15 protein-coding genes are annotated in these 14,026 nt (G+C 38.7%); 4 read left to right on the forward strand and 11 right to left on the reverse strand.

Translation table 11 applies throughout. The features are described 5' to 3' along the window. Nucleotides 1-32: 32 nt before the first annotated feature. Nucleotides 33-1,403 carry an exonuclease domain-containing protein gene (locus tag R2Q85_RS20750; RefSeq protein WP_316813712.1) on the reverse strand — a complete coding sequence of 457 codons (1,371 nt, stop codon included), beginning with the start codon at nt 1,401-1,403 and terminating at the stop codon, nt 33-35. 150 nt (nt 1,404-1,553) lie between these two features. Here R2Q85_RS20750 and R2Q85_RS20755 point away from each other — a divergent pair, with 150 nt between their 5' ends. Beyond that, nucleotides 1,554-1,919, forward strand: a complete 366-nt coding sequence (locus R2Q85_RS20755) for a response regulator transcription factor (protein ID WP_316813713.1) — start codon at nt 1,554-1,556, stop codon at nt 1,917-1,919. 64 nt (nt 1,920-1,983) lie between these two features. On the opposite strand, the gene R2Q85_RS20760 is transcribed toward R2Q85_RS20755, so the two are convergent. After that, nucleotides 1,984-2,385: an OsmC family protein gene (locus tag R2Q85_RS20760; protein WP_316813714.1), complete on the reverse strand. Its 402-nt coding sequence runs from the start codon at nt 2,383-2,385 to the stop codon at nt 1,984-1,986. A 157-nt stretch (nt 2,386-2,542) separates the two neighbouring features. On the opposite strand from R2Q85_RS20760, the gene R2Q85_RS20765 reads away from it, so the two are divergent. The 3 genes from R2Q85_RS20765 (at nt 2,543) to R2Q85_RS20775 (ending at nt 3,713) form a co-directional block, all read left to right on the forward strand. After that, nucleotides 2,543-2,998, forward strand: a complete 456-nt coding sequence (locus R2Q85_RS20765) for a PA2169 family four-helix-bundle protein (protein ID WP_316813715.1) — start codon at nt 2,543-2,545, stop codon at nt 2,996-2,998. 98 nt (nt 2,999-3,096) lie between these two features. Beyond that, complete coding sequence (locus R2Q85_RS20770; RefSeq protein WP_316813716.1) at nt 3,097-3,507, forward strand: hypothetical protein; 411 nt, start codon at nt 3,097-3,099, stop codon at nt 3,505-3,507. Between the two features lie 2 nt (nt 3,508-3,509). Next, entirely contained in the window at nt 3,510-3,713 is a 204-nt protein-coding gene (locus tag R2Q85_RS20775; RefSeq protein WP_316813717.1) for a KTSC domain-containing protein, read from the forward strand. A gap of 54 nt (nt 3,714-3,767) precedes the next feature. Here R2Q85_RS20775 and R2Q85_RS20780 read toward each other — a convergent pair whose 3' ends face one another. The 9 genes from R2Q85_RS20780 to R2Q85_RS20820 all read right to left on the reverse strand — a co-directional run bounded on the left by R2Q85_RS20780 (nt 3,768) and on the right by R2Q85_RS20820 (nt 13,986). Next, complete coding sequence (locus R2Q85_RS20780) at nt 3,768-4,334, reverse strand: hypothetical protein (protein ID WP_316813718.1); 567 nt, start codon at nt 4,332-4,334, stop codon at nt 3,768-3,770. A 126-nt stretch (nt 4,335-4,460) separates the two neighbouring features. Continuing rightward, entirely contained in the window at nt 4,461-4,682 is a 222-nt protein-coding gene (locus R2Q85_RS20785; RefSeq protein WP_316813719.1) for a hypothetical protein, read from the reverse strand. A 59-nt stretch (nt 4,683-4,741) separates the two neighbouring features. Continuing rightward, nucleotides 4,742-5,818, reverse strand: a complete 1,077-nt coding sequence (gene dinB / locus R2Q85_RS20790; RefSeq protein WP_316813720.1) for a DNA polymerase IV — start codon at nt 5,816-5,818, stop codon at nt 4,742-4,744. 62 nt (nt 5,819-5,880) lie between these two features. Further along, nucleotides 5,881-6,057: a histone H1 gene (locus R2Q85_RS20795; protein ID WP_316813721.1), complete on the reverse strand. Its 177-nt coding sequence runs from the start codon at nt 6,055-6,057 to the stop codon at nt 5,881-5,883. 103 nt (nt 6,058-6,160) lie between these two features. Then, nucleotides 6,161-7,030 (reverse strand): RNA polymerase sigma factor RpoD/SigA, encoded by an 870-nt coding sequence (locus R2Q85_RS20800; RefSeq protein WP_316813722.1) that lies wholly within the window; start codon nt 7,028-7,030, stop codon nt 6,161-6,163. A 246-nt stretch (nt 7,031-7,276) separates the two neighbouring features. Further along, complete coding sequence (locus R2Q85_RS20805; protein WP_316813723.1) at nt 7,277-8,866, reverse strand: RagB/SusD family nutrient uptake outer membrane protein; 1,590 nt, start codon at nt 8,864-8,866, stop codon at nt 7,277-7,279. Between the two features lie 11 nt (nt 8,867-8,877). Next, the gene (locus R2Q85_RS20810; protein WP_316813724.1) at nt 8,878-12,087 is read right to left on the reverse strand and encodes a TonB-dependent receptor; all 3,210 of its coding nucleotides are present in this window, start codon (nt 12,085-12,087) and stop codon (nt 8,878-8,880) included. A gap of 152 nt (nt 12,088-12,239) precedes the next feature. Continuing rightward, the gene (locus tag R2Q85_RS20815; protein ID WP_316813725.1) at nt 12,240-13,325 is read right to left on the reverse strand and encodes a FecR family protein; all 1,086 of its coding nucleotides are present in this window, start codon (nt 13,323-13,325) and stop codon (nt 12,240-12,242) included. 91 nt (nt 13,326-13,416) lie between these two features. Next, complete coding sequence (locus R2Q85_RS20820) at nt 13,417-13,986, reverse strand: sigma-70 family RNA polymerase sigma factor (protein ID WP_316813726.1); 570 nt, start codon at nt 13,984-13,986, stop codon at nt 13,417-13,419. Between the last annotated feature and the right edge of the window lie 40 nt (nt 13,987-14,026).

Below are 14,026 nucleotides of genomic sequence, written 5' to 3' on the forward strand. Positions count from 1 at the left end.
AAAGATAGCCGTTAAGATGTAAACACGCAAATTTAAATTGCTATTTTCTTTTGCGGGAACAGTTCTGTATGACTACAGATCAGATTTAGAATGTAATCGTCAGAGGGATAAGGTTGTAATACTGATTTCAACATTTCCGGTCCGGCAATATCCGTATGATAAGCGATATAACCCATGCCATAAAACTTACCTTGCTCTACCAAAAGGCAACTTTGTTCCTCTTCAGTCCTGCCTTTATCGATCACCGCAAAAGTAGGAAGGACAGATTTTAAATAGCTTATTGCATACTTTACCCGTACATTATAAGCAGCAGCAGATTCTTTACCCAAACAAGCTCCACTGCAATCTCCTTCATCATGCGCTGTACAGGCATCTCTGTTTTTTTGGATAAAACATAATTTTTCACAAAGCTTATGTTCTTTGATCAACATCCTCAACAGGTTATGCCCTTCCAACAAGGTATTAAAACTATGTAAAACTGGCACACGCTTTTTATAGGTATCAATCCCTAGCCGCATGTAACCGTTCTGATCTTCAAAAACATACAATCCATACTTCTGTTCATAACGTTTCAATGCGCGGTTATTTTCAGGCCATAAACGTTTAATCTCTGTCGCCTCCAGGATAAAAGCCATCAATTCAGTTCCACAAATCTCAAAATCAATGGTATGGATGTTTTTAAGAAATTCCTGACGTTGTTTTCCGGCATTATTTCCTGTAAAATGAGAACAAACTCTTTTAAGGATATTTTTGGCCTTGCCAACATAGATCACATTCCCCTTATGATCTTTAAAGTAATAAACACCCGGCATTTGGGGGAGCTTATCTATTTGAGTTCTGGGAAGATGAGGGGGCAACGTCTGTTCTTTTGACGAACGGGTTAAAGTTTGATTGATAACTCCATCCAAGTCATTTTTCAACAACAAAGTCAACAATTCTGCAGTTGCAGCCGCATCACCTCCCGCCCTATGCCGGTCATGGATAACTATACCCAAAGCATTGCAGAGTTTGCCCAGGCTATAAGAGCCATATCCGGGCAGCAGCTTTCTACTTAACCTAACCGTACATAATTTTTTACAGCTTAGCTCATAGCCAGCTAATGTTAAATGGTGTTTTATAAAGGAAAAGTCAAAATTGACATTGTGTGCAACAAATATCTTATCATTTAACAGGTGATGAATTTCAGCTGCCATCTCTTTAAATAATGGCGCATTGGCCACCATCTCATTACTGATTCCGGTAAGCGCCTCAATATAAGCAGGAATCTCCTGATCAGGATTAATCAGGGTTTCAAATCTATCTACAATACATTGTCCATCATGCACCAGGATAGAAATTTCTGTAATCCCATTTCCGGAAGCAAAACCACCGGTGGTTTCTATATCTACTACTGCATACAACATCACAATGGTTTTACACGGTTAAACAATTCAAATATGCTAATAATTTTAGTATAAAAATATAAAATTTTGTTTTTATTGACCACAATTTGATTTTATTTTTCAACTATGGCATACAAATGGTTATTAAAATGAATAACAAAAAACAATAAAATGTCGAAAAAAATATTAGCGGTAGATGATGATCGTGAGATAGTTGAAGTTATCAAGATCATACTGGAGGATGAGGGATATGAAGTTTCTACATTAACCAATGGAAAAAATGTATTAAGTGTAATCACCTCTTTAAGGCCAGATCTTATTCTTTTAGATGTAATGCTGGGAGGAATGGATGGCAGAGAGATTTGCAGAACTATAAAATCGCATGCAATATTTAAGTATATCCCAATAGTTATGATATCGGCAAGCCATAATTTACAAAATCTGTTAAAAATGCCCGGCTCACCAAACGACTTTCTTTCAAAGCCTTTTGATATAGATCACCTTGTAGAAAAAGTTAGGGCCCAGCTGGCGGTATAACAGTATAGTGTACTAATTAAAGTATTTATAGTACTAAATTGTATATAACCAATAAATCAGGCGGTTAAGCTGTTTCTATTTTAATTGGATTGCTTAATATTTTATGTATCGGACACTTGTCAGCTATTACCAATAGCCTGTTACGCTCATCTGCGGTCAAATCACCAGTAAAAGTTATTTTCCTGCTGATAGTCGTCTCCTTAGAGATCTCCTCTTCTTTACAGATGGCAAGTTCTATTTTGATATAATCCAGATTTAAGCCTTTACGATCTGCATACATCCTGATGGTGATGGCTGTGCAACTACCCAGACTGGCCAGCAATAAAGCTCCAGGTGCCATACCTTCGTCTGTCCCTCCTACATCTGCAGGCTCATCAGAATAGATAAAGTGTCCTCCCGAATATACCTTAGTTTTATAATGTGATCTGTCCAATTCTGTAACTGCTGTAATTTGATTGCCTGCCATATTTTTTCGTTAAAACTATAATTGCCATTAATATAGCAAAAACTATGGTCATTTGTTTGCTTCAGTAAGCGCTTTCCTCAGAAACACATTAAAATAGAAAACGGCAAAACCATTATTATTAAAACGTGTTTTTATAAGACATCAAAACATTATAAACATGGAAAACAGCACAGTAAACGCAGAAATTTTAAACGACCTTATTCAAATCAACAACGACAGGGTTGAAGGATATCAGAAAGCAATAGAAGAACTGCATGTAGAAGATACAGATCTTAAATCACTATTTGTTGAAATGGTGAGACAGAGCCACAGGCATAAAGCAGCGTTGGTAAAAGAGGTTCAGGTATTGGGAAAAGAACCTGATAGCGGAACTACTACCTCAGGAAAGATTTACCGCACCTGGATGGACATTAAGGCAATTTTTACCGGACATGACCGGGAAACGGTATTAAACAATTGTGAATTCGGCGAAGATGCCGCTCAAAAGGCCTATAAAATGGCACTTGATGACGATGGCCTCTCTGCCAATCTCAGGTCATTAATTTCAGATCAGAAAACGGAACTGAAAACATCGCATGACCAGATTAAATCACTTAGAGACAAGGTCTCTTAAATACAATTAATAAAAAAAGGCCTGGTGGCCTTTTTTTATTAAGTTTTAGAACCAATTTCCTGTTGGGTTGTTGTTTAAGCATCATTTAATTAATTAACATGGAAGGTCATTTTTACTGGATTTTTATTCTTGCATTGCCTGTTGCTTGTATTGCCTGGACCGTTACCAAGGAAGAAATATTCAGGGAACCCCGGGAATATTTTGTCACGAAATCAAAAAGCAGCAATCACCTGCTGCTAAGAAAATTCTTTTACATGTTCACCTGTGAATACTGCTTTAGTCATTATGTGACCATCCTGTTTTTGGCCATTACCCAATTTAAAGCATTGTATGATGATTGGCGGGGTTACCTGATAGCCGGCTTCGCGATTATATGGATGGCTAATGTATACATGAGCCTCTATAACATCATTCGAATCGACCTTAAAAAAGAGAAAATAATTACCCAGCAGGAAGAAGATAAAATGAAAAAGACATACGACGCATTGATAAGTGAACAAACCAATTAATTATGCCTTCGAGTGTTATCCATCACTTTAGTTATGATCCGGATGCAAAAGCTTTAAAAATAACTTTTGTATCGGGCATGAACTATAAATACAAAAATGTGCCAGAGGAAGTTTTCAATATGCTGAAAGCTGCTGGTTCAAAGGGAAGATATTTTAATTATTTTATCAAGGGAAAGTTCAAGTACAATAAAATAAAACATCCCTGATTTAATGCAGAAGGGCCGGCAAATTGCCAGCCCTTCTGCATTAAATAACCAATTTTACTCGGCCTCTCTTTTTACATAAGTTTTATTTCCGTTCTTATTGATGTAATATTTTCCGCCCCTCGGACCAGTTAAAATCTGTTCACCATTTGGCCCTTGTAAGCTTCTGTCAACTGTAGGCTTATACGCTTTAGCATTGGTAACCGTTGTTGTAGTTTGTTTTTTTACCGTGGCAGCTTGTTTTCTTGCCGCAGCAACAGGGGCTTCGGCTTTCTCCTTATTTGCAGCATAACGCTTATCAGGAGTGCCATCTTTTTTCATACCAGGTACGGCTGCTACCTCTTTAGTTACTGTTTTTTTTGCTGTAGTTTTTACTTCTTTAGCGGCAGGGGCATTATTGGCATAACGTTTATCAGGTGTCCCGTCTTTTTTCAGCTTTACGCCAGTAGCTTTTTGCTTATCTTCTGCTTTTTTAGCATCAGCTTTAAGTTTAGCAGCATCTTTTTTTGCATCGGCCTTTGCTTTGGCAGTTTCCTTTTTAGCTGTAGATACTGCAGCAGTTTGCGCCATACTTAAGCTTACAGATAAACTTAAAATGGCAATGAGTGAAAATAATTTTTTCATAGTGTTCGTTTTAATGATCTGATTCCTTGTTAACCCTTACCCCATCGGGTAATGTTATACAATTTAACATATTGTAACGAGTTTATAAAAAAAATAATCAATTATTCATTACCTGAAATTAACGCCTTACATTCTGAACCTCAGTGATACGGATCTTCCCAATGCCTGGGCAAGCTCAGGCTCTACCATAAAACCTCCTGCTTCCTGAATCCAGACATTCTTTTCATCTTTGATTAAAATAATATCATGTCCGCTAAAACCAATATGCAGTTTGGTTGTAGTCTTATTTATTGCAGTACTATTTAATATTTCGTAAACATAGTCTGCATCTTTGTACGTAATGCGCATCGGCAAGCCCATAATTTTCTTTTCCTCGGCACAAAGGTAAATTAAAAAATAAGATATTGTTAAGGAAACAATCTGGGCTGGTATGCTTCGGCCTCATTTCCGTCATGACGATCAAAATTAGAAACCGACACACCCAATAACCTTACACTTTTGGAGCTGAAATCGATGTTGGACAATAAAGACTTAGCCACTTCAATAATGGTATTCAGCTCACTTGTGCTTTCCGTAAAAGATTTGCTCCTGGTGATCTGCTTAAAGTCACTAAATTTAACTTTTATGGTGATCGTCCTGCCAGACAGCCGATATTGCACCATCCGCTTAAATACCACATTTGCAATTTTTTCTATTTCAGCATTCATTTCCTCCAGCTCGGTTAAATCATAAGAAAAAGTATCTTCTGCACCAATAGACTTGGTTTCCTGATCCGGGTTTACAGGTCGGTTATCTATCCCTCTAACTATTTGATAAAAAAACCTGCCGCTTTTTCCAAATAAATTGACCAGTTCAATTTCTGACAGTTTTTTCAGGTCTTCGCCCTTGTGTAATCCCCGCAGCTTCATTTTTATGGTAGTAACTTTGCCAACCCCATAAAATTTTTCAACCGGTAGCTGAGCTATAAACCTTTCAATTTTTGAAGGCCCGATAAAAGTCAATCCATCTGGTTTATTCATATCAGAAGCTATTTTTGCCACAAACTTATTGATGGAAACACCTGCGGATGCAGTTAGCTTAAGCTCATCTTTTATTTCCTGCTTAATTTGCCTGGCAATATCAATTGCCGATCCTATGCCCAATTTATCAGCTGTTACATCCAGATAAGCCTCATCTAAAGACAAGGGTTCTATCAAATCCGTATAACGGCGAAAAATTGCCCTGATTTGTTTAGATACTTCTTTATAAACAGCAAACCTGGGGTATATAAAAATAAGATGCGGGCACAACTTCAGGGCCTGTTTGGAAGGCATAGCCGAATGAACGCCAAATTTCCGGGCCTCATAACTTGCAGTTGCCACAACCCCACCCCTGCCTTCCGGAGAGCCGCCAACAGCAATAGCCTTCCCCATCAGTTCAGGATGATCTCTCTGCTCTACCGAAGCATAAAAGGAATCCATATCGACGTGAATAATTTTGCGCATAAAACAATATTAAACAAAAAAGGCCTGCAAAATAGCAGGCCTTTTCATAACTTCAAAGAATATTACTTTGTATTCTTTTTTTCAGTTACTTCAGCACGGATTTCCTGTGCAAGTCCTTTTAAATCTTGCATGGCTTTACGTACTCTTGTACCTGCAGCACCGTTACCTGAATTATAAAATTTGTCTGCATCAGCCTCTACGCCAGCGATTAGTTGTTTAAGTTTTGAAAATTTTTCCATGTTTTTCTTTCGTTTAAGATTTTAAAATATATGATATAACGCTCTAAAGTTAATAATTATTGGATTTCTCCCAAATGAATATTTATGAACATGACTTTTTTATTTAAACATTTGGGTAAAAATAGTTGCTTAACACAGTTCTGCAATTTAAATATAGTGTTTTTTGTGCCTTATCCTTAAGCTGTCTGATACGTTCCCTGCTCAGGTTAAAAATCGCCTGCATGTCTTCAAGAGAGGTTTGTGGATACCCATTGATCCCATAAAACAACAAAATGATCTGCTGCTCCCGTTTTGACAAAACATTCAATACCCTGTCAAGATCAATAGACAGTGAGCTGTTAAGCACAAGCTGATCCGGCTGTAACGCCGCACTGTCAGCAATCGCATCCATCATTGTGGTACCAGTGTCCTCATCCGTAATTTTATCCAGTGAACAGACTGCCCCGGTGTTACAGGTGTAATCAATTACCTTATCATCAGTAAATCCTGTATAAGCTGACAGTTCGTTGATTGTAGGTGCTCTTTCGAGCTCCTGCTCTAGTTTTAAGCTTACCTGGCTAACCTTGGTAATACCAAGCAGCTGACTACCCGGTAAACGCACCAGTCGTCTTTGTTCTGCAATGGCATGCAAAATAGCCTGACGGATCCACCATACCGCAAAGCTGATGAACTTAAATCCTCTCGCAGCGTCAAAACGCTCAGCTGCTTTTATCAGTCCCATATTGCCCTCACTGATCAGGTCTTCCAGATTTAAACCTTTATCCTGGTATTTTTTAGCTACAGACACTACAAAACGAAGGTTACATTTTACAAGCCGGTGCAAGGCGGCTTGGTCCCCATTTCGGATTCTACTTGCCAGCTCAATCTCTTCTTTGGCATCCAGCAAACCAATCTTACCAATCTCATTTAAATATCGCTCTAAGGCATCGGAATCTCTTCTGGCAATTAACTGTGATATTCTAAGTTTTTTCATCCGGTTATATTTTTTTTCATTTGTGATGAAAATCACGATGGTTTCATCTGTTTTTTTAACAAATCTCGTATGGAAAAATCACATATTCCTTATTTAAGAAAACTTCAGCTCGTTTAACTGTTTTTTAGTCAATATGCCATATAATATTTGTTTAAGGGCATTTTTTTAACGTCCAAACAGTAAAAAAGGCGACCAAAAATTGGCCGCCTTTTTTACTTCACACAAAATGTTAAGCTAAATATTACCTTAATTATAATTCGGATTTTGAGTCATTTGCGGATTTGCCAGCAATTCCTTTTGCGGAATGGGCCACAACATATCTCTGTTTGCCTTTGCAGACCGGACCTCTACATTTACAGGCTGGTTTGTAGCCGGATCTACAGCACCAAATACCTGTCCGTTCATTACTTCTTCAAAAATTCCCCAGCGCCTGATGTCATAATAACGAACACCTTCAAAGGCAAGTTCAACCCTGCGTTCGCGTCTTACCAATTCACGGAGTTTATTCTGCGTATTATAAACCGCTATATTCACATTTGGCATTGCCGCCCTATTCCTGATCTCATTTAAATATCTGATAACATCCGGATTGGTATGATCACCAAGCTCTATTAAGCACTCCACATAATTCAAAAGCACCTCGGCATATCGCATAATCATATAATCAAGTGTTCTTGTTCCTGTTTTATCCTTCGGATCAAGGTATTTGTTGATCCAGAACCCTGTGGAAGTAGCATTTTGATTGCCAATCTTATCCATGCTCGAACTCGCAAATGGATTTAAAACCACACCTGTATAGGTTGTCCCAGGCAATATAATGGATGCTAACATCCTTGGATCCCTGTTATTGTGAAAATTTGGGTCTTTCGTATAAATTGCGAGAGAATCCGGACCTAGCTCAGCCAGCGTTTTGCCTTGTTTCGTTTCGTAAGCATTTACAATGGACGCGATAGGAGAAACAACAGTTTTACCGCCAGTTCCAAGCGGGGCAAATGTATTCCATTGATTGCCACTCGCGGTTATTTCTCTAAAGAAAATACGTTCGTTATTGATCTCTCCCACATACAGGAACAGATCAGCATAACTGTTTTTGACAATTGTACTTTTACGCAGGCTATAATCGCCCATATCGATTATTTTTTTTGCGGCGTTCTTTGCAAGTTCATAATCTTTATTATATATAGCGAATTTAGAAATTAACCCCCAGCAGGTTGCCGATGAAAGGCGTTTCAGATCTGCGTTATCTGTGTATTTAGTTGGAAGATTTCCTGCACACTCCGTTAGTTCAGCAATTACAAAATCGTAAACTTCTTTGGCTGTATTGCGGGGAAGGTAACTATTTTCTGTAGCAACAGACTTTTTCATAATGGTAATCCCGCCAAAAAACATAGATAATTCCATGTGGTAATAAGCCCTTAATGCCCTGGCTTCATAAATATACCTGGTTTTCAATTCCTCATCGGTTATATAGGCCCTATCTATGTTTTCTAGAAACCGGTTCGATCTCCTGATATCGCGATAGTCATCGTCCCAGATTCCGGTACCTACTGCCCAGTTAGATCCCTGCAATCCCTTTGTATAAGTTTCGTACTCGCCTCTTGTACTTTGTCTGGCAGCGGCGTTATCACTTAATGCATCTAGAAACATCAGCTGTCTTCCTGAAGAACCATCTGGTATCCCTGCATATACAGCGTTTAGCGCTGCAGTTACATTAGCCTGTGTATTCCACCACAGTTCATCATCCACTTCTGTTGGATGGTCATGAGTTAAGTATTTTTCGCAACCGGAGAATATCACCAGCGTTGCAAAACATAATATATAATTAATTTTTTTCATCTTAATCTGAATTAAAATTTAACGTTAAACCCAATTGTGTAAAGCTTTACGATTCCATAAGTCCACTGATTACCCCTGCTTTCCGGATCAGTAATTTTAACTGAGGTAAAGGTTAGTGGGTTTTGTGCATTGATATATGCCCTTACAGCATTCACACCTAGTCTTTTCATAAACGGAGTTTGAAAATTATAACCAATCTGAGCAAACTTAACCCTTAGAAAAGCTGCATTTTGGAACCAGAAATCGGAAGATAATTTATTATTTGCCGGCGAGATCGACAATCGAGGGAAACGGGCATCAGTGCGCTCCGGGGTCCAATAATGATCGGCATAGTAGGTAGTAGGTATTCCACCATCGCCACTAAAATCTAAAGGTCTTGCAAACATGCCGAGTAATACTGCATCATTATTACCTGTACCCTGGAGCAGGGTTTCAAAATCGAAATTTTTATAAGCAATCCTAAAATTAGCAAAATAGTTTAATTTGGGCATAGGATTTCCAATCACGCCCTGGTCTTCATCACCAATAACGCGGTCTCCGTTTAAGTCCAGATATTTAATATCACCGGGTTTAGAATTGGGAAGCACAGGTATCAACGGCAACCCGTTACCATCAAAATCAGTTGATTGCAGCAATCCATCTGTTTTATATCCATATATACTGTTAATACTACTTCCTACCTGGTTTATTACCGTCGGAGATATATAAGGCCCATTCTGAATTTTAAGTAATTCATTTCGATTATAAGAGACACCTGGTCTGAAAGAAATACTGATATGCTGACCAATCCTTTCATTGTAATTTAAAGAAGCTTCCCATCCCCTGTTTAACAGCTCTCCTGCATTAACGGGGACATCAGCTTCAAAACCACCAACTAATGGCAATACAGGTGTCAGGATGATATCCTTGGTCTTTTTATCATAGTAATCAAATGTGAACTCCAATTTGTTATTGCTTAATAAGCCAAGATCCAGTCCTATGTCCAGCATGTTCACTGATTCCCAGGTAACATTTGGATTGCCATAGGTAGTTTCTACACCGTTGGAGTTATTTATTAATGTCTGATATTTATACAAACCAATATTATCATTTCCAAGCTTTCCATAAGAAGCCCTTAATTTTAAATTATTGATAAGCTTAGAACCTGCCAGGAAGTTTTCATTATGTAGGTTCCAGCCCAACGCAACAGAAGGGAAAACACCAAATTTATTACCCGGACCAAAGCGGGAAGACCCGTCAGTACGAACCGTTCCCTCCAATAAATATTTATCTTTATAAGAATAATTTAACTTCGCAAAGGCAGACACCATAGAAAACACATCCCATGATTTACTGTTGGTTTCTTCCTGTGAATATCCGGCCAGCGCAAATACCCGGTGGTTGTCTATATTTAAGGTATAATCAGCTGTAGCCCCTACGTAATAGTAGGTTGTTCTTGCTGGATCTGCGTTCGTAGTTCTTTGAAGTGCCCAGGTTCTCAACAAATTACCCGTAAAATAATCAAAGTGATTAAAATTTTCTCTTCTGTCACGGAATACGTCGCTGTTCAACCTGAAACTGAACTGGCCTTTAAGGTTAAAGTTTTTAAAGACTTCCCATCTTGGTTGCAGATTAATACTTGACTGTCCAAATTCGTTAGATCTTGTTCCTCCAACTTCGGCATAAGCCAGGGGATTTACAATGTCTACATACTGACCATAAAACACACGTCCGTCTTTGACCGGAAATTTTGGAATAATAGTAGGAGGAACGCGGTACATATCTTCTAAAATCCTGTTTCCTCCCGTACCACTAGGCCTGTTGGGTTCCTGCGTGTCTCTTCTTATCGCAAGCATGTCCATATTTACCTGGAATTTATCACTTAAAGAGATCGTCGTGTTGGCCCTGATATTAAAGCGTTTCATAAAACTATTGGGTATGATACCTTTTTGATAGGTATAATTACCTGTTAATGCGAACCTGGCAACACTACTTCCTCCACTTAATGAGAGTGAATTACTTGAAATGGGCGCAGCATTGTCTACCAGCATATCCAGCCAGTTCGAGTTAGCGAAGGCCAGGCCATTATTGGTTACAGGGTCCATCCCATTCCGTGTATTGTCTATCTGCTCCTGAGTAAAAGGCAACTGGTTAGTTGGGGAATAGTTAAAACTGGCTTCATTATGCATTCTCATATAAGTTGGCGCATCTACTGTTTGTGGCAAAGAAGATGCTTGTTGAACCCCATAATAACCATCATAGGTTACAGCTATTTTTCCGGCCACCCCTCTTTTAGTGGTTACTACAATTACCCCATTGGCCCCTCTTGATCCGTAACTTGCCGCAGCTGCAGCATCCTTCAAGACAGTTACACTTTCAACCGTTACCGGATCTATATGGTTCATATCCATCGGGATACCATCAACAAGTACTAGTGGATCAGAATTTCCAAGCGTGCTGATGCCTCTTATTTTTATTGTTGCAGCATCGCCGCCTGGCAGACCAGAGCCCTGGGAAACATTTATTCCGGTCACACCACCCTGTAAAGACTGGGAAAGTGTGGTAATGGGTTTCCCCTCAATGTTTGATTTTACGTTTAAAGTAGCAAGTGAACTTGCAATATGTTTCTTCTGCTGTTCGTTCAAACCTACCACCACTACTTCGTTTAGCGCAGATACATTCTCCTTTAAAGACAAGTTTAAACTTTTGTCTTCGCGCACAACGGTATATTCATTGGTAAGAAAACTGATCATCGAAAAAACCAGCACGTCACCTTTTTTTGCCTTGATGTTAAAGTATCCATCCCCATCCGTTGTAGTTCCTGAGGTTGAGCCCTTTATTCTTACACTAACTCCCGGCAATCCACTGGGTGGCTCATGGGTATCATAAACACGCCCGCGAATAGTTAATAAACTATCCTGAACAGCACCTGAAGCTCTTTCTTTAGCTAGAATCAAAATCTGCCGGCCCGAAATGGTATACGACAAACCACTATATTTAAGCGCTTTATCTAAAATTTCTTTTACGGTCTTATTGTTCAGTTTTAGGTTCAGCTCTTCATACTTATTTAATTTAATAAAATCGTCTTTATAGATGATCAGATAATCACTTTGCTTTTGTATTTGTTGAAATAGCTCCGGCAAATTGCCCCTTATAAGGTCTATATTCATCCGGAGCTGAGCGTATGTATTTGCATAAGTGGTCATCATTCCCATCCATAATAAAACCATTGTAACTTTCATAGTTCTTATTATTTTAGTTTTGAGCCGTAAATACGATGCATGAGGTTCACATACATGAAGTTTTTTCATATTTTTGTTAATGAGTTAAATAATAGCTTGAATTGGTTATTGTTTGGAGGAGATGTTGGCGCATCTCCTTTTTTGTTCAATAGTTAGTGTTTTTTCAGTTCCAACCTCCTTTCTACACCATTGTATAGGTATGGCGTTCCCTTGCATAAAATATTCAATACATCATCAGCACTACGCTGAAAATAAAGTGGGCCGGTAAATTTTTCATCAGAAAGATTCAATCCCTTTGTGCTGATCGAGATATTATAGTACCTGGCTACCCGCTGCACAATTACATCCAAAGGCTCGCTCTGTACATCAACAAAACCTTCTTTCCAGGATTGGAATTCTGCGGTTTTAACTGCTGATATCAGCAGTTTATTGGCTTTAAGGTCATAATTGATCTGCTGGCCGGGCACCAGCTGGCGTTCGATCTTATTTAACCAGGTTCCGGTCGAAAAAGCAATACTTCCATGAACCAGGACCGCATAATTATTTGTACTGTCCGTATTAGAACTGACATAAAATTCAGTACCCAGCACCTTGATATCCATTTTGCTGGCATGCACATAAAAGGGATGTGCTTTGTCATGTGTAACGTCAAAATAAGCTTCTCCCTCTAAATACACTTCTCTTTTCTCCCCAGAAAACGTCACCGGATAAATTAACCTGGAGCCTGAATTTAACCATACTTTAGTGCCATCCGGGAGTTTAATTACCGAGCGTTGCCCGTTACCAACCACCAGCGTATTAAAGTCGTTGGCGGTAATGATATTTTCTTCCTCACTGGCAATAACTCCCTGATCATCAGTAACCTGTTTTAAAGAAGAGTTCCTATTACTGCTGTTTTTATTGCTTACATTCTGTGCAGCAAAATCCAGTAGTTTGTTTGTGAGTGTATTTTTTTCATATTGCCAGAATCCAATTCCCAAAACCAACAGCAATACAGCTGCTGCCTGCAGAAACATTTTCCAGCTATAAAATTTAGATTTGGCAACCGTCTGCTTCTGAATGCGTTCCCACAACTGGGCAGCCTCCATTGCAGGCATTTTTTCATTTCCAACAGCTTTTACCGTAGCTTTTATTTCCTTTGCCAGTTCGCGTTCGCTGTCAGAGATCAGGTGTTGCTGATCATCCGGAATGCGGTCTGACAAAAAATCTTCGGCCTTATAATTATTCTTCGAATCCATTTATACTTTCAATAGTACCTAACAGAGTGAAGAAGCTTTGTTTTATAGACTGCAGTTTTGAAAAAATAGTGAAAAAAATAATTAAAATACTTTAGGCCAGTATTTTGTAAAGATGATTAACCACCATACGTTCCCTTAATTGCTTCAGGCCACGGTATACAAGTGTTCGGCAGGTCTCTAAAGAAACATTCATGATCACTGCAATCTCCTCATATTCCAGTTCCGCATTAAATCTCAGGTATAAAGCCTCTTTTTGCCGGCTGGGCAACAATTCCAATTGCTTATTTAGCTTTAACAAAAGTTCAGATTGGTTTTCGTTATGTATGATCTGCTCTTCAATACTATTTGAAAGTAAAAACGGAACCTCAAAGCTCCGATTTGCTTCGACAGCCTTCTTTTTTAGCACCAGGCAGATCTTACGTTTTAATGAAGTAAAAAGATAAGATTTAACATTTACTTCCGGTGCCAGTGTTTTGCGGTATTTAAATAAGTCGACAAACAAATCCTGGATGCTATCCTTAACCAGTTCAGCATCGTCAGTAAACCTCAGTCCAAAAGCGTATAAAACATCAACAAATTCTCTATACAGCAAATTCAAGGCATCAGCATCGCCATCGATGAATGAAGTCCATAAATTTTTATCTGTGTCTTGAAACATCATTCATTGGCTTATATAAAACAATGCTACTGCTAAGTTAATT

This window comes from Pedobacter heparinus (genome assembly GCF_032678725.1).
Taxonomy (GTDB): domain Bacteria; phylum Bacteroidota; class Bacteroidia; order Sphingobacteriales; family Sphingobacteriaceae; genus Pedobacter; species Pedobacter heparinus_A.

What these genes read in the sequence shown, in the direction of transcription:
- R2Q85_RS20820 (WP_316813726.1), bottom strand. Translation starts at nt 13,986, where the DNA reads ATGATGTTTCAAGACACAGATAAAAATTTATGGACTTCATTCATCGAT.
- R2Q85_RS20795 (WP_316813721.1), bottom strand. Translation starts at nt 6,057, where the DNA reads ATGGAAAAATTTTCAAAACTTAAACAACTAATCGCTGGCGTAGAGGCT.
- R2Q85_RS20755 (WP_316813713.1), top strand. Translation starts at nt 1,554, where the DNA reads ATGTCGAAAAAAATATTAGCGGTAGATGATGATCGTGAGATAGTTGAA.
- R2Q85_RS20805 (WP_316813723.1), bottom strand. Translation starts at nt 8,866, where the DNA reads ATGAAAAAAATTAATTATATATTATGTTTTGCAACGCTGGTGATATTC.
- R2Q85_RS20770 (WP_316813716.1), top strand. Translation starts at nt 3,097, where the DNA reads ATGGAAGGTCATTTTTACTGGATTTTTATTCTTGCATTGCCTGTTGCT.
- R2Q85_RS20780 (WP_316813718.1), bottom strand. Translation starts at nt 4,334, where the DNA reads ATGAAAAAATTATTTTCACTCATTGCCATTTTAAGTTTATCTGTAAGC.
- R2Q85_RS20765 (WP_316813715.1), top strand. Translation starts at nt 2,543, where the DNA reads ATGGAAAACAGCACAGTAAACGCAGAAATTTTAAACGACCTTATTCAA.
- R2Q85_RS20810 (WP_316813724.1), bottom strand. Translation starts at nt 12,087, where the DNA reads ATGAAAGTTACAATGGTTTTATTATGGATGGGAATGATGACCACTTAT.
- dinB (WP_316813720.1), bottom strand. Translation starts at nt 5,818, where the DNA reads ATGCGCAAAATTATTCACGTCGATATGGATTCCTTTTATGCTTCGGTA.
- R2Q85_RS20760 (WP_316813714.1), bottom strand. Translation starts at nt 2,385, where the DNA reads ATGGCAGGCAATCAAATTACAGCAGTTACAGAATTGGACAGATCACAT.
- R2Q85_RS20750 (WP_316813712.1), bottom strand. Translation starts at nt 1,403, where the DNA reads ATGTTGTATGCAGTAGTAGATATAGAAACCACCGGTGGTTTTGCTTCC.
- R2Q85_RS20785 (WP_316813719.1), bottom strand. Translation starts at nt 4,682, where the DNA reads ATGCGCATTACGTACAAAGATGCAGACTATGTTTACGAAATATTAAAT.
- R2Q85_RS20815 (WP_316813725.1), bottom strand. Translation starts at nt 13,325, where the DNA reads ATGGATTCGAAGAATAATTATAAGGCCGAAGATTTTTTGTCAGACCGC.
- R2Q85_RS20775 (WP_316813717.1), top strand. Translation starts at nt 3,510, where the DNA reads ATGCCTTCGAGTGTTATCCATCACTTTAGTTATGATCCGGATGCAAAA.
- R2Q85_RS20800 (WP_316813722.1), bottom strand. Translation starts at nt 7,030, where the DNA reads ATGAAAAAACTTAGAATATCACAGTTAATTGCCAGAAGAGATTCCGAT.